This is a genomic window from Roseovarius sp. EC-HK134, from assembly GCF_902498815.1.
Lineage (GTDB): Bacteria > Pseudomonadota > Alphaproteobacteria > Rhodobacterales > Rhodobacteraceae > Roseovarius > Roseovarius mucosus_A.
Map to the genome: position 1 here is coordinate 1,237,667 of NZ_LR701544.1, position 18,347 is coordinate 1,256,013.

An 18,347-nucleotide genomic window follows, 5' to 3' on the forward strand; every position below is an offset into this window, starting at 1 on the left:
GGGCAGAGGCCCGCCCGTTTGTGCGGGGCGGGCCTCGTTTCAGTCCGTCAGCCGGGCTTACATGCCGTTGGCAGCGGCCAGCGGTCCGGTGTTGACGTTGTTCTCATAGGTGGCCAGCGCCGAATCGATGCTGCCTGCCTCGACGAACACCTCAGCCACGCCCTTCATGAATTCCTGCGCGCCGCCGCCCAGCCATTTGGCGGTCAACTGCTCTTCGGCAGAGGGGAACACAAAGGTGTCGATCGTTGCTGCCGTGGCCTCGACATCCATGCCGCTATCCTTGGCAATGACCGGCAGCATCGTGTCGCGATTGGCCGGATCGGCCCACATCGCATTGGCATCAGCCGTCACTTTCAGGAACTTCGCAACCAGATCGGGGTTTTCCGCGACAAAAGCAGCCGGGCCGGATGTCACGTCAAACACCAGAATGCCCAACTCTTCCTTTTCCGCACCGGTCAACAGCACATTGCCATGTTCCAGCGCGCGACGCAGCGAACCGCCCCAGCCGCAGAACATATCAACCGCGCCCTGCGCGATGGCGGCGGCCCCTTCTGGCGGGGCCATGTTGACCACGTCCATGCTGGAAATATCCACGCCGAAATGGTTCATCTGCTTGAGAAACCCGTAATGCGCAGCGGTGCCCAGCGGAACGGCAACTTTCTTGCCGGCCAATTCGCCCGCATTGGTCTTGTCGATCTCCAGTGCCGAGGCGACGACACAGTTGTCGTTGTCAGCATAGCTGACGGCCACGTCGAGTGTCTGCAAATCCTGCCCGGCGCTTGTCGCCACAACGAAGGGCGGAACGCCTTGGCTGACCGACAGATGCACATCGCCGGATGCCATCGCAGCACTCATCGCGGTGCCGGTGTCGAACGCGCGCCAGTTAACCTTGACGCCCATTTCCTTGTCATAGGTGCCCATTTCCTTGGCATACTGGAACGGCATCGGCCATTCGAGGAAATAGGCAACGGTGATTTCCTCTGCGCTGGCCGCTCCGGCCCCCGCCAGAAACGCCGCGCCAGCCACTGCCGACATCAGTTTGCTTTTCATACTCATCTTGTCTTCTCCCGTTGGTTACAGTCGTTTTTCTGTCTTACACCGCACGTATCGGCGGGTTTCTCCTGCGTCAGTGTCTTGTGGATCATACGCACTCCGAAACAGGCAACAGCCAAGAGTGAACCCGATCCACAGGCACTGATCAACGCAATTATAGCAGAGCTAAGATCATTTCAGTATTTCCGAAAAGGGGTTTTCGGATAGCCTTAGACAGCCGCCCCTTCCGCTCCTTTGGGTGAAAAACCGAAATTTGCCAGAGAGTTACAGCCAGACTCAGAAGGTGGCGGGCCATTCTGGACCTATTTAATGGTATACTCTGGCCCTAACGATCTGCCCGGATTCTCGGCTGATATGCGGACAGAACAACCCATGATATATAAAGACGGCCTGAGCCCCGCGCCGGGCCTCAACCTGATGGAGCATCCCCATGGACGGCAAACTTCGCGACAACGACATTTCCCACGTGGTCGAGGCCGACCGCGCGCATGTCTGGCATCACCTGATTCAGCACGCGCCCTGGAGCGGCACAGACCCCAAGGCGGATCCCCGCATCATCGTCGAGGGGCGCGGCATGCGCGTCTGGGACCAAAAGGGCAAAGAGCATCTCGACGGCGTGTCGGGCGGCGTCTGGACCGTGAACGTGGGTTACGGGCGTGAACGCATCGCCAATGCCGTACGCGACCAGCTCATCAAACTGCCCTATTTCGCAGGTTCCGCAGGCTCGATCCCCGGCGCGCTGTTTTCCGAGAAACTGATCTCGAAAATGCCCGGAATGAGCCGCGTGTATTACACCAACTCCGGCTCCGAGGCGAATGAGAAAGCCTTCAAAATGGTCCGCCAGATCGCGCACAAGCGTTACGGCGGCAAAAAGCACAAGATCCTTTACCGTGACCGCGATTACCACGGCACCACGATTGCCTGTCTCTCGGCGGGCGGTCAGGATCAGCGCAACGCGCAATATGGCCCCTATACCCCCGGTTTCGTGCGCGTGCCGCATTGCCTTGAATACCGCGCGCAATGGGATCTGGAGGGCGAAGAATACGGCATCGCCGCCGCCAACGCGATTGAAGAGGTGATCTTGGCCGAAGGCCCCGACACCATCGGCGCGCTCTGCCTTGAACCCGTGACCGCCGGTGGCGGTGTGATTGTCCCGCCCGTCGGCTACTGGCCCCGCGTGCAAGAGATTTGCCGCAAATACGACATCCTCCTGCATATCGACGAGGTTGTCTGCGGCATCGGGCGCACCGGCACTTGGTTTGGCTATCAGCATTACGGGGTCGAACCCGATTTCGTGACCATGGCCAAGGGCGTGGCCTCGGGCTATGCAGCGATCGCCTGCTGCGTCACCAACGAGCGTGTGTTCGATATGTTCAAGGACGATACCACCGATCCGATGAACTATTTCCGCGACATCTCGACCTTTGGGGGCTGCACTGCCGGTCCGGCAGCGGCGCTGGAAAACATGGCGATCATCGAGGAAGAAGACCTCTTGGGCAATACCGTCGCCATGGGCGATTACATGCTCGATCAACTGGCGGCCCTCAAGGACAAGCACGCCGTCATCGGCGATGTGCGCGGCAAGGGGCTGTTTCTTGGGGCCGAACTGGTTGCTGACCGCGCCACCAAGGAACCGATGGATGAAAAGCGGGTTCAGGCCGTTGTCGCCGATTGCATGGCGCAGGGCGTCATCATCGGGGCCACCAACCGCTCGATTCCCGGCTTCAACAACACGCTGTGCTATTCGCCCGCGTTGATCGCCACCAAGGACGATATCAACCACCTGATCGCCGCAACCGATGCGGCCCTGACCCGCGTGTTTGGCTGATCCAAAACGGGTTTCCCCACCTGACCCGGCACGCACCCGCGTGCCGGGTTTTTTGTTGCGTCCCGCCTTTGCCTTCCCCATGCTGCGGCTCAGGCGCGACTCACCCCGAGGCGCCGGTTGACCCCATAAGGAACCCTTGATGAAACACCTTCTCGCCCCGCTCCTAATTCTCGCCGCCAGCCCCGCTGCGGCGCATCTGCCTGAGGGCGAATACGGCTCTTTCCTCGCGGGTGTGACGCATCCGCTCTTTGGCCTTGATCATGTGCTGGCGATGATCGCCGTCGGCCTCTGGGCCGCGCAAATCGGCGGCCGCGCGCTCTGGACTGTGCCAAGCGCCTTTGTTCTGGCGATGATCGTGGGGTTTCTGGCGGCCATCATCGGTCTGCCCCTGCCGATGGTTGAGCCGATGATCTTGGCCTCCATCATGGCCCTTGGCCTTGTCGTGGCGCTCGCCCTGCGCCCCGCGCCGGGGCTGGCGATGGTGCTGGTGGCGGTCTTTGCACTCTTTCACGGTCACGCCCATGGCGGCGAATTGGGGCAGGCGCAGGCGCTGCAATTTGGCGCGGGCTTTGCCATCGCAACGGCCCTTCTGCACGCTGCGGGTCTCGTTATCGCCTTCACCGCGGCGCGCGAAACCCGCCACGCCAGCGCCGTGCCGCTCCGCTTGATGGGCGGGGCCACCGCACTCGCCGGGGCCTATATCGCCTTCATCTGACGCCCTGAAACTGGCGTCAGGTTACTTCTTCCTCAAGATGCAGCTTCATTTCGATCAAAACCTGCTGCAATTGCGTCGTTTCGCGCAATAGCCGCTTGGCTTCGTTCACGGTGATACGCCCATCCGCGATGCTCTGCTGATACTCGGCCATGAGCATCGCGAACCGCTGCGACAGCGCGATCACGTCGCTGTTCACATTTGCCCGCTCCTGCGCGTTGCGCCGCTCTGCGATCAGGCTCAGACTGACGCCGCCCAACTCTGCCAAGGCGCTCGTCACATGCGGATAGCTCGCGGCCGCCTCAAGTGCTGCAACAGTGTCCACCGGCATGAACCTGTCGGCGTGTTCCTCATGGTCTGAATAATAGCGGCCAAGCGTCGCCTTGGACTTGCCCGTCAACTGACAGGCCGCCTCGATTCCAACATCCTTGACCAAGGCTTCGGTGTGCTTTTTCAGGTAACTTCCCGTCGTCGACATACGCTTTCCCCAATAGAGCCCTTGTCCCGAGGGCTACCCTTGCTCAATTTTCCCTTACTGACTTTGCCGCCCGATGTCATTTCCAAACTGATCCAAGGGCTTGCGCCGCCCTTAGCCGCGTTCCACCAGAACCGATCCCACCGAATAGCCCGCGCCGAACGAACAGATCAGCCCTTGGTCGCCGGGCATCAGATCCTCGGAATATTTGGAAAAGGCGATGATTGATCCGGCAGAGGACGTATTGGCATAATCTTGCAGGATATTGGGTTGCTCATGCGCCTCTGGCACCCGGCCCAGCACCTTGCGCCCGATAAAATCATTCATCGCCTTGTTCGCCTGATGCAGCCACAACCGCCGCAGGTCATCCGGTGCAACACCTTCCTCCGCAAGATGCCCCAGAATATGCGCCGAAACCATCGGCAACACCTCTTTGAACACCTTTCGCCCCTCCTGCACAAATTGCATATCCCGGCGGTCGGCCACACCATCGGGGCGCGTTCGGCGCAGAAACCCGTTGTTATTGCGGATATTGTTGGAAAACTGCGTCGCACAGCGCGTCGAACGGATCACGAAATGCGGGCCCTTGGCCTCGTCCGCCGCCTCGATCAGAACGGCGGTGCAGACATCGCCAAAAATGAAATGACAGTCGCGGTCGCGCCATTCCAGATGACCCGAGCAGATTTCAGGGCTGACCACCAGCGCGCGGCGCGCCGATCCCCCCCGGATCATGTCCGCGGCGGCCTGAATCCCGAACGTGGCCGAGGAACAGGCGACATTCATGTCAAAGGCAAAGCCGCCCGCGCCCAAAAGCTGCTGAATCTCGATGGCAATGGCCGGGTAGGGCCGCTCGTGGTTCGAGGCAGCGCAAATGATCAGATCCACCTCAGACGCCGCCCGCCCCGCTTGTGCAAGGGCCTGCGCGCAGGCGTCCATTGCCATTTCGGCCATGATCCCCGGTTCGTCATCCCGACGCTGCCGCAACAGCGGGTGCATCACCTCGGGATTTAACACACCGGTCTTGTCCATCACATGCCGCTGCTCGATGCCAGAGGCACTCACAATGAACTCGGGCGAGGATAGCCCCTTGGCTTCGATCTCTCCCGCCGCAATCTCAGACGCATGGCGCGCGTTGAACGCCTCTGCATAGGCGTTAAAGGCTAGGACCAGTTCCTCATTGGTGATCACCTCGGACGGCGTGAACACCCCCGTTCCCGTGATTGCGGGCAAACCCATTCTCATTCTCCTCAAAGATTTGATCAGATCACCTCAGTCCCGCCGCCGGGTCAAGCCCAACGTCGCGCCACCGTCTTGCCGGTTTTGGCGCGATCGCGCTACGGCTCAGTCCTCGCCCTCCACCTGACCGCGCAGCGCCTTGACCTCTCCGCGCTGCTTTTTGGCGGCAAGGCGGCGTTTCTTCGATCCGAGCGTCGGTTTGGTCGCCACCCGCCGCTTGGGCGCGATCAAGGCTTGGCGGATCAGATCGGCCAATCTGTCCCGCACAATCTCGCGGTTGCGGGTCTGGCTGCGGGTCTCGTCGCATTGCAGCACGACCGCCCCTTCTTTGGTCCAGCGTCGCCCGGCCAATCGCCGCAGCCGTGTCTTGACCGGCAAGGGCAGATTGGGCGACCGCTCCGCCTCGAACCGCAATTCGACAGCGCTCGACACCTTGTTGACATTCTGCCCCCCCGGCCCCGAGGCGCGCATGAACTGCTCGGTCAATTCCCAGTCTTCGATGGCGATCTGATCGGTGATATGCAGCATGATCCCTGCTCCGTGATTCAGCATCCGGCAGGCGCTGCAAACCGGTGCCACGACCTTACAAAATCGAGGGGGGTTTTGTAAGGTCTGTAAGGGGGCTCGCGGCCCGTTCCAATGCCGGATAGCGCAGCCCCAACGTGATGCCGCGCGCCACAAAACTGATCAACAGCGCCAGCCACAGGCCGTGATTGCCCATCGACGGGGCCAACACTAGCGCCGCAACGATATAGACCAAAAGGCTCAACGCCATCATGTTGCGCATGTCGCGGGTGCGTGTAGCCCCAATGAAAACCCCATCAAGCATATAGGCCGCCAGCCCAAGAACGGGCGCAAGCGCCATATATATCAAGTATTTACGCGCCTCTAGCTGCACCTCTGGTGCCTTGGCCATCAGGTCGATCAACGCCCCGCCAAAGCTGGCAAAGATGACTGCGAGGGCCACACAGACCACCACACCCCAGACGCTCGTCAACAGCGCCCCGCGCCGCAAATGGGCCACGGACCGCGCCCCAAACGCCTGCCCCACCAGCGCCTCGGCGGCAAAGGCAAACCCATCCAAGGCATGCGCGGTGATGCTCAGGAACTGCAACAGCACCTGATTTGCCGCCAGCGTGACATCGCCAAAATCGCTGCCCCAAAACAGGAATGAGATGAAAATTATCTGCAACATCAATGATCTAAGAAGAATGTCGCCGTTCACCGACGCCATGTTTTTCAGCCGCTCACGATCAAACACCCGCGGCCAGTCGCACCACGCGGGCACCGCAAAGGCATCGCGGCAAAACCAGAACCCCAGCGCCAGACCGCCCCATTCTGCAATCACCGTTGCCCGCGCCACGCCCGCAACTCCCCAGTCGAGCCCCAGCACAAACCACATATCCAAAAGGATATTTATGCCGTTCATGGCAACTTGCAGCAGCAAAACCGCCCGCGTGCGTTCCTGCGCGATCAGCCATCCGGTCATGCCGAACAGCGCAATCATCGCCGGCGCGCTCCAGACCCGGATCGCCATGTACTGCCGGGCAAGGGATTCGACCTCTTCGCTGGCTGGCGAAATCTGAAAAGCGGCCCAGAAAACAGGGACTTGCAGGGCAATGAGCGCGATACCCCCGGCAAAGCCGATCATCAGCGCCCGCGTCAGCAGGGCTGCCACCTCGCCCACCTGTCCTGCCCCTTGGGCCTGACTGGTCAGTCCCGTGGTGCCCATCCGCAAAAAGCCGAAAAGCCAATAAATTCCGGTAATTATGACCGCACCAATGCCCACTGCGCCAATCGGTGCCGCCGCGCCCATCTGCCCGACAACGCCAGTATCCACCGCACCAAGGATGGGCACTGTGGCATTGGAAATCACAATGGGTAGGGCGATTTTCAGAACACGGGCATGCGTGACCGCCCGCGCGACCTCAGCCATCGCGGCGCGGCATCAAGAAATGCCCGGTGGCTTGGGCAAAGGGACGGCTGCGATTGTCCTGCCACGCTTCGACGTGGACGCTGGCATAGCGACGGCCAGAGCGATTGACCTGTGCCCGTGCATAGGCATCACGCGGCAGGCCGGATCTTAGGTAATCCACTGTGAAATCAATGGTTTTTGGCAGTCGGGGCAGCTTGCCGCCGACAATCGCCTCGGGATCGAACGCACCACTTTCGATCTCTTCCCACAGCATCCCCCAGCTCAATCCGATAATCGCCGTGATCTCTAGAAACGCCGCTGTCGCGCCACCATGCAGCGCGGGCAAAAGGGGGTTGCCAATCAACTTTTCCTCAAACGGCATCACGGCGGTCAACTCATCCCCCCGCCGATCAAACTGCACCCCAAGAAATCCGATATAGGGAACCCCCGCAACCAAGGCTTTCAGCGCCGCATCACGCCGCTGTTTGACAACCTGCACAGGTTCGGGACGGGCACGGGCCATCATTTGCCCTCCACGGTAAAGGTTCCAGTGGCCGTCGCCACCGGGCGCGCCTCATCCTCATCCATCGCACGCGCCCGCACAAACGCCACAGAACGCGTGATATGGTAGCATTCCGCATGCGCGCGAATGCGCTGCCCCGGTGTTGCCGGGCGCATATAGTCAATGCGCAGATCAATTGTCGCCGTGCCGCCGGGCGATGCTGGATGGCTCATCGCCGCCGCCCCGCAACAGGTGTCCATCAGGGCCGAAACCGCCCCACCATGGATTACCCCCGTCTCGGGATCGCCGACAAAGCGCGGATCATAGTCCATCTCGATCTCGGCCTGTCCGTCACCCATGGACACGAGCCGCATGCCAAGCGCACGCGCATGCGGCAGGGCCTGCATGAATTGCTGTGCGATTTTGGTTTTGGCGTCGGTCATGGTATCCCTCACGGATCGTGCTGTCGTCTTTATGATCCCTAATCCACACAAGCTGCAAGAGCACCGGTTGCAAGGGCTGCGTCTTGGTCCTAACGTCTGAGCAACAGGAGGGCTTGCCATGTCGGATAAGAAACTATCCTTCAAGGAGATGTGTGCGACCTATGATGTTACACCGCGCACCCTGCGATATTACGAATACATCGAGCTTTTGGAGCCAGAGCGCGATGGGCGCGCACGGTATTACGGCCCGCGTGAATGCGCGCGCATGACGCTGATCCTGCGCGGCCGCAAATTCGGATTTGCCTTGGAAGAGATTCGGCAATGGCTTTTGATCTACGAGAAAGAAGGCACTGATGCGCAGATGCGCAGCTGGATTGAATTGGCCGATCGTCAGCTTGCGGGACTTGCCGAACAACGTCGTCAGATTGACGAAGTGATGGCCGAATTGAAGAAATTGCGCGACGACACCGCCGCGAGCCTTGGCTGAGCGGGTGACGTTGGGGCAAGAATATTTCCACTTTGCCCCGCTTACCTTGCCTTATCTTACGTCAACTTGAAAGTGACGCGACGTAGTGGTTACGTAAAGCCATCCGGCTGTTGTAACCATACTCCATGATCCGCAGATTGTCGGCAAATGTGCTGTGACATGGGTAAACTGATGACCGACGATATGATGACCATTCGCCAGATGTGTGAAGCGTTCGATGTAACGCCCCGCACTCTACGCTTCTACGAGGCCAAAGAACTGCTCTCGCCCCGCCGGGTTGGGCAGAAACGGCTCTTTACCCGGCGCGACCGGGCGCGGCTGAAACTGATCCAACGCGGCAAGCGTTTCGGGTTCAGCCTCGAGGACCTGCGCCAGTTGCTCGACCTCTACGACAAAGGGGATCAGCAACACAGCCAGATTGCCCGCGCCTATGATGTGGCACGGATGCGTCTGGCCGAAATGGAGAAACAGCGCGACGAGCTGGAGGCTGCAATCTCTGAGCTGCGCGAACAGATGACATGGGGCGAGCGTATGCTGGCCTCGCTCAAGACTAGCCAAAAAGCCGCCGAGTAATCCGGTCCGGCACCTGTTTTAGGGAGAGAGACATATGCCAAGCTACACCGCCCCCACCCGCGACATGCAATTCGTGTTGCACGAGGTGCTGAACGTGTCTGAGCAGACCACGCCCGGCTATGCCGAGCTTGAGCCCGACTTTACCAAGGCTGTGTTGGAAGAGGCGGGCAAGATTGCCTCTGAGGTGCTGATGCCGCTCAATGCCGTGGGCGATACCGAGGGTTGCGTGTTGGAAAACGGCGTGGTGCGCACGCCCAAAGGGTTCAAAGAGGCGTTCGAGCAGATGAAAGAGGGCGGCTGGACCGCGCTCGACCTGCCCGAGGAATTCGGTGGGCAATACATGCCCTATATCCTTGGCACAGCAGTGGGCGAGATGTTCTCGGCCGCCAATCAGGCCTTTACCATGTATCAAGGTCTGACCCACGGCGCGGCCTCTGCGATCCTTGTGCATGGGTCCGAGGATCAAAAGGCCACCTATTTGCCGAAAATGGCCAATTGCGAGTGGACCGGCACCATGAACCTGACCGAGCCGCATTGCGGCACCGATCTGGGCCTGATGCGCACCAAGGCCGAGCCGCAGGGCGACGGCAGCTACAAGCTCACCGGACAGAAGATCTTTATCTCGTCGGGCGAGCATGACATGGCCGACAATATCATCCACCTGGTGCTTGCCAAAATCCCTGGCGGCCCCGAGGGGATCAAGGGCGTGTCGCTTTTCATCGTGCCGAAATTCATCGTCAAAGAAGACGGTAGCCTTGGCGACCGCAATGGCGTGACTTGCGGCAAGATCGAAGAAAAAATGGGGATTCATGGCAATTCTACCTGCGTGATGAACTATGACGGGGCGACCGGCTGGCTCTTGGGTGAAGAGCACAAGGGCATGCGCGCCATGTTCACCATGATGAACGAGGCGCGGATCGGTGTGGGCATGCAGGGTCTTGCACAGGCCGAGGTCGCCTATCAAAACGCGCTCGCCTATGCCAAGGACCGGCTTCAGGGCCGTGCCGTCACCGGCACCGAAAACCCCAATGGCCCGGCCGATCCGCTGATCGTGCATCCTGACATCCGTCGCTCGCTGATGGATCAAAAGAGCTTTATCGAGGGCGCGCGCGCTTTCATGCTCTGGGGCGCGGAGCTGATCGACCGCTCGCATCGCGGCAATGACGCCGCCGCCGAGGGGCTGATTTCGCTGATGACGCCGGTGATCAAGGGCTTTCTCACCGATGAAGGCTATGACATGACCGTGCTCGCGCAGCAGATTTACGGCGGCCACGGCTATATCGAGGAATGGGGCATGTCGCAATTCACCCGCGACGCCCGCATCGCCATGATTTACGAAGGTGCCAATGGCGTTCAGGCGCTTGATCTGGTGGGGCGAAAGCTCGCGCAGGATGGCGGCAAGCATGTCATGGCCTTCTTCGAACTGGTCAAAACCTTCCTCAAGGAAAACGAAGGCAATGAGGCGCTGAAGGCTGATTTCCTCGATCCACTCAAGGCGGCCTCTAAGGACCTGCAAGCCTCGGCCATGTTCTTCATGCAGAATGGGATGAAGAACCCCAACGCGGCGCTGTCCGGTTCTTATGACTTCATGCACCTCTTTGGCCATGTCTGCCTTGGCCTGATGTGGGCAAGGATGGCGAAATCGGCCCACGCTGCGCTAGAGGCGGGAACGTCGGACGAGGCGTTTTACAAGACCAAGCTGGCGACCGGCCGCTTCTACATGAAGCGCCGCCTGCCTGCGACGGCCCTGCATCTGGCACGCATCCAGAGCGGTGCTGATACGGTCATGGCGCTCGAGGCCGAAGCGTTCTGAGGAGAGATCGCTAGGGGAGGAGGGACAGATGCCGAAACGCTTTCGCCTCACGCGCCGCTTCAACGCGGCGATGACCGAGGATGGCTACCGCCGCCTGCGCCGCTTTGCACAGGACTCGGGGCTGGATGAGGGCGAGGCACTGTCCTTTCTCTTCGAGAATTTCGATAGCGTGATCAATGAAGAAACCTTTGCGCATCGCCTCAGGCTCTTCAATTCAGAGCTTGAGGCGCGAAAGAAATAGCAATGGGTTTTATCGTAATCGGTGCAGGGATACCCATTCTGGCGGCTCTTATGTTCGGGCGCTTTAACGCTCGCACCGCACCATTTGTTATCGCCGGAGTGCTTTTAGGACCACTTGCGCTCGTTATTATTTTGCTCGGCTTTGAGTTCATCATCCAGTGGGGCGCCGAATGCAGACTGGAGCCGTCTGGCGCACTAACTTGTGGAGAATTTCTCGGCCAATGGCCGGTTAACGGCAGAGCAAGAGGGTTCGTAGGCACGGGTTATGCGGCGGGTTTTGCAATCCTTTGGGCCACTATTGGACTTGTCCTGCTTTTTGCTGCGGGCATCGCAACGGCGATAATCAGGAGGTTTTGGTAACTCAAATGACCCAGACATCAGCCTGGATGACAGACGAGCATCAGATGCTCTCCGAGATGACGGCCAGATTCATCACCGATGAATGGCGGCCGCATTTCGCCCGTTGGCGCAAGGCGGGGATCATGGACCGCGACTGCTGGCTCGAGGCGGGGGCTTTGGGCCTGCTCTGCACCTCTATCCCCGAGGAATACGGCGGGGCTGGCGGCGATTTCGGCCACGAGGCCGTAATCTGCATCGAACAGGGCCGCGCCAATCTGGCAAGCTGGGGAAATCCCATCCATTCCGGCATCGTCGCGCATTATATCCTCGCCTATGGCTCAGAGGCGCAGAAGCAGAAATGGCTACCCAAAATGGTGTCGGGTGAGATGGTCGGTGCGCTTGCCATGACAGAGCCGGGTGCCGGGTCGGATGTGCAGGGCATCAAGACCCGCGCCATTCGGGACGGCAACGCGTATCGGCTTTCGGGGCAAAAGACCTTTATCACCAACGGCCAGCATGCCGAACTGATCATCGTTGCGGCCAAGACCGACCCCAAGGAAGGGGCTAAGGGCATCTCCTTGGTGGTTGTGGAAACCGAAGGCGCGCAGGGCTTTGCGCGCGGGCGCAATCTCGAAAAGGTCGGGATGCATGCGGGGGATACGTCCGAGTTGTTTTTCGACAATGTCGAAATCCCGCCGGAGAACATCCTTGGCGGCGAAGAAGGGCGCGGGTTTTATCAGATGATGCAGCAACTGCCACAAGAGCGGCTCATCATCGCCTGTGGCGCGCAGGGGGCGATGGAGGGTGCAGTGGAACGCACCATCACCTATTGCAAGGAACGCGAGGCCTTTGGCGGTCCGATCCTGCAATTCCAGAACACCCGCTTCAAATTGGCGGAATGCCAGACCAAAACCGCCGTCTGCCGCGCCTTTCTCGATGCGTGCATCACGGAACACATGCGCGGCGACCTTAGCGTTGAAAAGGCTGCGATGGCGAAATACTGGCTGACCGACAGCCAAGGCGAGGTGCTGGATGAGTGCCTGCAACTGCATGGCGGCTATGGCTATATGCAGGAATATGACATCGCCGAAATGTGGGCAGATGCCCGCGTACAACGCATCTACGGCGGCACCAACGAGATCATGAAAGAACTGATCGCGAGGGCGCTGTGAGGATTGGGGCGGCGGTCAGCATGGCACAGTCGCAGCCGGGGGTTTCACACCCCCGGACCCCCGTGGAGTATTTCAGCCATGATGAACCACGGGCCGCGCTTTCACTGTTCCCAGAATATTCAAATCCAACGCCCGACATGGGCGAAACGCCGGGAGGGCACATATGACCATCAACCTTTACTGCTTTGGCGAGAGCGGCAATGCCTACAAGGCGGCGCTGGCGCTTGAGCTTTCCGGTCTTGACTGGACGCCGGTCTATGTCGATTTCTTCGGCGGCGAGACGCGGCAGCCCGCGTTTCGCGAGATCAACATCATGGGCGAGGTGCCGGTGTTGGTCGATCGCGACGTGACCCTGACCCAATCGGGCGTCATGCAGATGTATATCACTGAGAAAACCGGCAAATTCGGCGGGACCACACCGGAAGAGGCGCGTGAGGTGATGCGCTGGATGTTCTGGGACAATCACAAGCTCAGCTCTCAGGCGGGCATGACGCGGTTCCTGATTAACTTTCTGCCCGAGGACAAGCGCCCGGAGGCGGTGATCCCCTTTGCCCAAGGTCGTCTCAAGGCGGCCTATACAACGCTCGACACGCACCTTGCGGGGCGCGACTGGATCGTTGGGGAGGCGCTGAGCAATGCGGATTTGAGCTGTTGCAGCTACCTTTACTATCCAGAGCCCTTCGGTTTTGACCGCAAGGATTGGCCAAATATCGACCGGTGGCTGGACAACATCAGCGCCACGCCCGGCTGGAAACACCCCTATGACCTGATGCCCGGCAGCCCCGCTGACCGCGCCTGAAAGAAGGAGACCGATATGTCTGACGCCTATATCTACGACACCCTGCGCACCCCACGCGGCAAGGGCCGCAAAGATGGCGCGCTACACGAGGTGACGGCTGCGCGCCTAAGCGCACAGGTGCTCAATGCGCTGAAATCCCGCAACGGTCTTGATGGTCACGCCGTCGAGGATGTGATCTGGGGCAATGTCACGCAGGTGATGGAGCAGGGTGGTTGCCTTGCGCGGACTGCCGTTCTCGCCTCTGATCTGGACGAGAGCATCCCCGGCCTTGCCATCAACCGCTTTTGCGCCTCTGGCATGGAGGCGGTGAACCTTGCCGCCAACCAGATCAAGGGCGGGGCCGGTGAGGCCTATATCGCTGGCGGGGTCGAGATGATGGGCCGCGTTGCCATGGGCAGCGACGGGGCGGCGATTGCCGTGGACCCGTCGATTGCGATGGACACCTATTTCGTGCCGCAAGGCATCAGCGCCGATATCATCGCAACCGAATATGGCTTTACCCGTGACGAGGCAGATGCGCTTGCCATGGAATCCCAACGCCGGGCCAAAGCGGCCTGGGATGACAATCGCTTTGCGAAATCCATCATCGAGGTGCAGGATCAGAACGGCCTGACCATTCTTGACCATGATGAGTATATGCGCCCGGGCACCGATATGCAGACACTGGGCGCACTTACCCCGGCGTTTCAGGCGATGGGCGAGGTGATGCCGGGCTTTGATACGATCGCCAAGATGAAATATCCCCATCTGGAGCGGATCAATCATGTTCACCACGCGGGCAATTCATCCGGCATCGTCGATGGTGCGGCAGGGGTGCTGATCGGGTCCAAGGAATTTGGCGAGAAATGGGGCCTTAAGCCGCGCGCGCGGATCGTGCAGACCTGCAAAATCGGCACGGACCCAACGATCATGCTGACCGGCCCCGTACCGGCCACGCAGAAAATTCTTGCCGACAGTGGCATGTCGATTTCCGACATCGAGCTTTTCGAGGTGAACGAGGCCTTTGCATCGGTGGTTCTGCGTTTTCAGCAGGCGTTCAATGTCGACCCAAACCTTGTGAACGTAAACGGTGGATCCATCGCCATGGGCCATCCGCTGGGGGCCACGGGCGCGATCATCATCGGCACGCTGCTGGATGAGTTGGAGCGCACGGGCAAGGGCACCGGCCTTGCCACGCTTTGCATCGCCTCTGGCATGGGTGCCGCCACCATCATCGAACGCGTGTAAGAGGAGCTGACCAAGATGACTGATTTCACAATTCAAAAACACGCCGATGGCGTCGCGATCATCACCTGGGACACGCAGGGCAAGTCGATGAACGTGATGAACGCGCAAGGGTTTCTCGACCTTGAGGCGCTGATTGATGACGCGCTTGCGGATGATGCCGTCAAGGGCGTGATCCTCACCTCGGGCAAGCCGGGCTCGTTTGCGGGCGGTATGGACCTCAATATTATCGCCAAGATGCGCGATGACGCGGGCGACAATCCTGCAAAGGGGCTTTTTGACGGGGTGATGGGGATGCACGCCATCCTGCGCAAGATCGAGCGCGCGGGCATGGACCCCAAGACCAACAAGGGTGGCAAGCCGATTGCGGCGGCGCTGCCTGGCACGGCACTTGGCATCGGGCTTGAGATTCCGCTCGCCTGCCACCGGATCTTTGCCGCTGACAATCCGTCTGCCAAGATTGGCCTGCCCGAGATCATGGTGGGGATTTTTCCCGGGGCGGGTGGCACTACGCGGCTTGTGCGCAAGCTGGGCGCGATGGCCGCCTCGCCGCTCCTGCTCGAGGGCAAGCTCAACGATCCGAAAAAAGCCAAAGCCGCCGGTGTGGTGGATGAGGTGGTGCCCGCCGATCACCTGATCGAAAAGGCCCGCGAATGGGTGCTGAGCAATCCCGAAATCGTCAAACCCTGGGATGACAAGGGCTATAAAATGCCCGGCGGCGCGCCCTATCACCCGGCGGGCTTCATGACCTTTGTCGGGGCCTCTGCCATGGTCAATGGCAAGACCCAAGGTGCGTTTCCGGCGGCCAAGGCGCTGCTCTCTGCGGTTTATGAAGGCGCGCTCGTGCCCTTTGACACCGCTCTCAAGATCGAGGCGCGCTGGTTCGTCAATGTGCTGATGAACCCCTCGTCCAGTGCGATGATCCGCTCGCTCTTCATCAACAAGGAAGCGTTGGAAAAGGGTGCCAACCGCCCCGATGTGCCCGATCAGCGCGTGAAGAAAGTTGGCGTCATGGGGGCCGGCATGATGGGCGCGGGCATCGCGCTTGTCTCTGCCATGGCGGGCATGCAAGTGGTCCTGATCGACCAGAAACAGGAGGCCGCGGACAAGGGCAAATCCTACACCGCCGATTTCATGGATCAGGGGATCAAGCGCGGCAAGGCCACAGCCGAGAAGAAGGCGGCGACGCTTGATCTTATCACCGCCACTACGGATTACGCAGCGCTCAAAGGGTGCGATTTGATCATCGAGGCGGTGTTCGAGGACCCTGCCGTCAAGGCCGCAGTCACCAAAGAGGTGCTCAAGGTTGTGGGTGAGGACTGTATCTTTGCCACTAACACCTCGACCCTGCCGATTTCGGAACTGGCCAAGGCATCTGACAACGCTGAGAATTTCATTGGCATCCATTTCTTCTCGCCGGTGGAAAAGATGATGCTGGTCGAGATCATCAAAGGTCAGAAAACCGGCCCCCGCGCCGTCGCCAAGGCGCTCGACTATGTCCGGCAAATCCGCAAGACGCCGATCGTGGTCAATGATGCCCGCTTCTTTTACTGCAACCGCTGCATCATTCCCTATATCAACGAGGGTCTACGCATGGTGGCCGAAGGTGTGGCCCCCGCGCTTATCGACAATGCCGCGCGGCAGCTTGGCTTTCCGGTGGGGCCGCTGCAACTGGTCGATGAGACCTCGATTGATCTGGGTGCCAAGATCGCCCGCGCCACCAAGGCCGCGATGGGCGACGCCTATCCGGATGCCGCCGTGGATGAGGTCATCTTTTACATGGAGGGCGAGGGGCGTCTGGGGCGCAAATCCAAGGCTGGCTTCTTTGACTATGACGACAAGGGCAAGCGTCTTGGGTATTGGCCGGGGCTGGCCGCCCAATACCCCCGCGCCGACGAACAGCCTGATCTGCACGAGGTTCAGCAGCGTTTGATGTTCGCTCAGGTGCTCGAAGCGGTTCGCGCGCTTGAGGAGGGTGTTCTTGAGGACATCCGCGAAGGCGATGTGGGGGCGATCCTCGCTTGGGGTTTTGCGCCGTGGTCGGGCGGACCGTTTGCTTGGCTCGACATCATTGGCACGCCCTATGCCGCAGAGCGGTGCGATCAGTTGGCCGAGCAATTCGGCCCGCGTTTCGCAACCCCCAAATTGCTGCGTGAGATGGCCGACAAGACCCAGAGTTTTTATGGGCGCTTTGGTGGACAGGCGGCGGCAGCCTGACCATAGTAAAAAGCCCGGCGCGCCTTGTTCGAGCGCGCCGGGCTTCTTCTTGGATCAAATACTCATAATCTTTTCTTTGGCTGATCCCAGAGAGGCGTACGAGGCTATGCGCTCAGAGCGGCACAAAGGCATCCTGATTGCCGCTATATTGCTCCAGTGCACCAGAACCTATTTCATGCCAGAGCCCATGCAGCGTCAGCGCGCCCTCTGACACGGCTTTGGCGACAAACGGAAACGTCATCAGGTTCTCAAGCGAGATCACCACCGCCTGCTTTTCCAGCGCATTCATCTGGGCATCGGCGTCAGCCATATCCTTGACCCGCTCATAGCCTGGCCGCAGGATATCGAGCCACCGACCGACAAAGCTGGTCTGCTTGTCCAGTTCCGGCGCATGGCCCGAGCACATATCAAGACATCCCTTGACCCCGCCGCAGGCGGAATGACCAATCACGATCACATGCGCCACCTTGAGCGCTGTCACCGCATATTCCACAGCCGCCGAAGTGCCGTGCTGCGCACCATCACTCACATAGGGCGGGACAAGGTTGGCGATATTGCGATGAATAAAGAACTCTCCCTGATCCGCGCCAAAGATCGAGGTCACGTGCACCCGGCTGTCGCAACACGAAATCACCATGGCGCGCGGGTGCTGACCCTGCTGCGCCAGATGCCGATACCACGACTGGTTCTCGGTATAGCTTGTGGCCTTCCAGCCATGAAAGCGGTGCACCAGATAAGCGGGCAGGGGGCGGGCGTGTTCCATGGTCTCTCCCGGGGTTTGGGCAATCGACTGGTCAATAGTCGGGATTCGCCTCGAATTCGAGGGACAATTTGCGCTGCCGGAAACCATTTGGGAACCGCGACAATGTCATTATGCCCGCGCCGTGGGGGCAGAGTGAACATGACAACGTGGGTGAGAATGTGGAACAGGTGACATTGCTGAAACAACAAGAGCAGGTGCGGCTCGACGCGCATCGGCTTGCGGCCCTCTATTTGCAACTGGGCGATAGGAATGCCGAGGATGTCGTGTGCCGTGCGCTTGAGGAGCTGGCGGCGCGGCTCACGCATGCTGAGCGGCTTTACCGCGAGGGGCAAATGGCCGATCTGCGTAAATGTGTGCGTAGCCTGATCGCAATTGCGGATCAAATCGGCATGCTGCATCTGGCACGGGTGGCGGGGGATGTGACGGGTTCTATCGACGCGGGCGATGCCAACGCACTTGCCGCGACCTTTGCACGGCTTTTGCGGATTGGCGAAGGCTCGCTCTGCGAAATCTGGGATATGGCGGACCCGCTCAATTAGCGGGATCAATTGACGGG

Annotated in this window: 20 protein-coding genes; 12 read left to right on the forward strand and 8 right to left on the reverse strand. The window is 60.0% G+C overall.

The genetic code is table 11. The annotated features are described in order from the left end of the window. Positions 1-57 precede the first annotated feature (57 nt). Positions 58-1,056 carry an ABC transporter substrate-binding protein gene (locus GC127_RS09890; RefSeq protein ID WP_037296853.1) on the reverse strand — a complete coding sequence of 333 codons (999 nt, stop codon included), beginning with the start codon at positions 1,054-1,056 and terminating at the stop codon, positions 58-60. 427 nt (positions 1,057-1,483) lie between these two features. On the opposite strand from GC127_RS09890, the gene GC127_RS09895 reads away from it, so the two are divergent. Together GC127_RS09895 and GC127_RS09900 are read left to right on the forward strand one after the other, a co-directional pair. Then, the gene (locus tag GC127_RS09895; RefSeq protein ID WP_008279625.1) at positions 1,484-2,881 is read left to right on the forward strand and encodes an aspartate aminotransferase family protein; all 1,398 of its coding nucleotides are present in this window, start codon (positions 1,484-1,486) and stop codon (positions 2,879-2,881) included. Positions 2,882-3,020: 139 nt separating this feature from the next. Next, the gene (locus GC127_RS09900; RefSeq protein WP_008279624.1) at positions 3,021-3,596 is read left to right on the forward strand and encodes a HupE/UreJ family protein; all 576 of its coding nucleotides are present in this window, start codon (positions 3,021-3,023) and stop codon (positions 3,594-3,596) included. Positions 3,597-3,612: 16 nt separating this feature from the next. On the opposite strand, the gene GC127_RS09905 is transcribed toward GC127_RS09900, so the two are convergent. The 6 genes from GC127_RS09905 to GC127_RS09930 all read right to left on the reverse strand — a co-directional run bounded on the left by GC127_RS09905 (position 3,613) and on the right by GC127_RS09930 (position 8,164). After that, complete coding sequence (locus GC127_RS09905) at positions 3,613-4,071, reverse strand: phage regulatory CII family protein (protein WP_008279623.1); 459 nt, start codon at positions 4,069-4,071, stop codon at positions 3,613-3,615. A 111-nt stretch (positions 4,072-4,182) separates the two neighbouring features. Beyond that, positions 4,183-5,304 carry a beta-ketoacyl-ACP synthase III gene (locus GC127_RS09910; protein WP_008279622.1) on the reverse strand — a complete coding sequence of 374 codons (1,122 nt, stop codon included), beginning with the start codon at positions 5,302-5,304 and terminating at the stop codon, positions 4,183-4,185. Between the two features lie 105 nt (positions 5,305-5,409). Beyond that, positions 5,410-5,832 carry an alternative ribosome rescue aminoacyl-tRNA hydrolase ArfB gene (arfB, locus tag GC127_RS09915; RefSeq protein WP_037296848.1) on the reverse strand — a complete coding sequence of 141 codons (423 nt, stop codon included), beginning with the start codon at positions 5,830-5,832 and terminating at the stop codon, positions 5,410-5,412. 55 nt (positions 5,833-5,887) lie between these two features. Next, entirely contained in the window at positions 5,888-7,240 is a 1,353-nt protein-coding gene (locus tag GC127_RS09920; RefSeq protein WP_151977867.1) for an MATE family efflux transporter, read from the reverse strand. Beyond that, positions 7,233-7,742 carry a PaaI family thioesterase gene (locus GC127_RS09925; RefSeq protein ID WP_037296845.1) on the reverse strand — a complete coding sequence of 170 codons (510 nt, stop codon included), beginning with the start codon at positions 7,740-7,742 and terminating at the stop codon, positions 7,233-7,235. The genes GC127_RS09920 and GC127_RS09925 overlap by 8 nt, the downstream gene beginning before the upstream one ends. After that, complete coding sequence (locus GC127_RS09930; protein ID WP_008279618.1) at positions 7,742-8,164, reverse strand: PaaI family thioesterase; 423 nt, start codon at positions 8,162-8,164, stop codon at positions 7,742-7,744. The genes GC127_RS09925 and GC127_RS09930 overlap by 1 nt, the downstream gene beginning before the upstream one ends. Before the next feature lie 118 nt (positions 8,165-8,282). On the opposite strand from GC127_RS09930, the gene GC127_RS09935 reads away from it, so the two are divergent. The 9 genes from GC127_RS09935 (at position 8,283) to GC127_RS09975 (ending at position 17,028) form a co-directional block, all read left to right on the forward strand. Beyond that, complete coding sequence (locus GC127_RS09935; RefSeq protein ID WP_151977869.1) at positions 8,283-8,651, forward strand: MerR family DNA-binding transcriptional regulator; 369 nt, start codon at positions 8,283-8,285, stop codon at positions 8,649-8,651. A gap of 171 nt (positions 8,652-8,822) precedes the next feature. After that, entirely contained in the window at positions 8,823-9,224 is a 402-nt protein-coding gene (locus tag GC127_RS09940; RefSeq protein ID WP_037296838.1) for a MerR family DNA-binding transcriptional regulator, read from the forward strand. Positions 9,225-9,258: 34 nt separating this feature from the next. Further along, the gene (locus GC127_RS09945) at positions 9,259-11,037 is read left to right on the forward strand and encodes an acyl-CoA dehydrogenase C-terminal domain-containing protein (RefSeq protein WP_008279614.1); all 1,779 of its coding nucleotides are present in this window, start codon (positions 9,259-9,261) and stop codon (positions 11,035-11,037) included. A 28-nt stretch (positions 11,038-11,065) separates the two neighbouring features. Beyond that, on the forward strand, positions 11,066-11,278 hold the full coding sequence (locus GC127_RS09950) for a hypothetical protein (RefSeq protein WP_008279613.1): 213 nt from the start codon (positions 11,066-11,068) through the stop codon (positions 11,276-11,278). Positions 11,279-11,280: 2 nt separating this feature from the next. Further along, positions 11,281-11,637, forward strand: a complete 357-nt coding sequence (locus GC127_RS09955; RefSeq protein WP_151977871.1) for a hypothetical protein — start codon at positions 11,281-11,283, stop codon at positions 11,635-11,637. A gap of 5 nt (positions 11,638-11,642) precedes the next feature. Then, entirely contained in the window at positions 11,643-12,788 is a 1,146-nt protein-coding gene (locus GC127_RS09960; protein WP_151977873.1) for an acyl-CoA dehydrogenase family protein, read from the forward strand. A gap of 163 nt (positions 12,789-12,951) precedes the next feature. Continuing rightward, positions 12,952-13,587 carry a glutathione S-transferase family protein gene (locus tag GC127_RS09965; RefSeq protein ID WP_151977875.1) on the forward strand — a complete coding sequence of 212 codons (636 nt, stop codon included), beginning with the start codon at positions 12,952-12,954 and terminating at the stop codon, positions 13,585-13,587. A gap of 15 nt (positions 13,588-13,602) precedes the next feature. Then, the gene (locus GC127_RS09970; RefSeq protein ID WP_151977877.1) at positions 13,603-14,814 is read left to right on the forward strand and encodes an acetyl-CoA C-acetyltransferase; all 1,212 of its coding nucleotides are present in this window, start codon (positions 13,603-13,605) and stop codon (positions 14,812-14,814) included. A 15-nt stretch (positions 14,815-14,829) separates the two neighbouring features. Beyond that, entirely contained in the window at positions 14,830-17,028 is a 2,199-nt protein-coding gene (locus GC127_RS09975) for a 3-hydroxyacyl-CoA dehydrogenase NAD-binding domain-containing protein (RefSeq protein WP_151977879.1), read from the forward strand. A gap of 112 nt (positions 17,029-17,140) precedes the next feature. On the opposite strand, the gene GC127_RS09980 is transcribed toward GC127_RS09975, so the two are convergent. Next, positions 17,141-17,791 carry a carbonic anhydrase gene (locus tag GC127_RS09980; RefSeq protein WP_008279607.1) on the reverse strand — a complete coding sequence of 217 codons (651 nt, stop codon included), beginning with the start codon at positions 17,789-17,791 and terminating at the stop codon, positions 17,141-17,143. A gap of 146 nt (positions 17,792-17,937) precedes the next feature. Between GC127_RS09980 and GC127_RS09985 the strand changes: the two genes are divergently transcribed. Next, complete coding sequence (locus tag GC127_RS09985) at positions 17,938-18,330, forward strand: hypothetical protein (RefSeq protein ID WP_254700061.1); 393 nt, start codon at positions 17,938-17,940, stop codon at positions 18,328-18,330. The last annotated feature ends 17 nt before the right edge of the window (positions 18,331-18,347 follow it).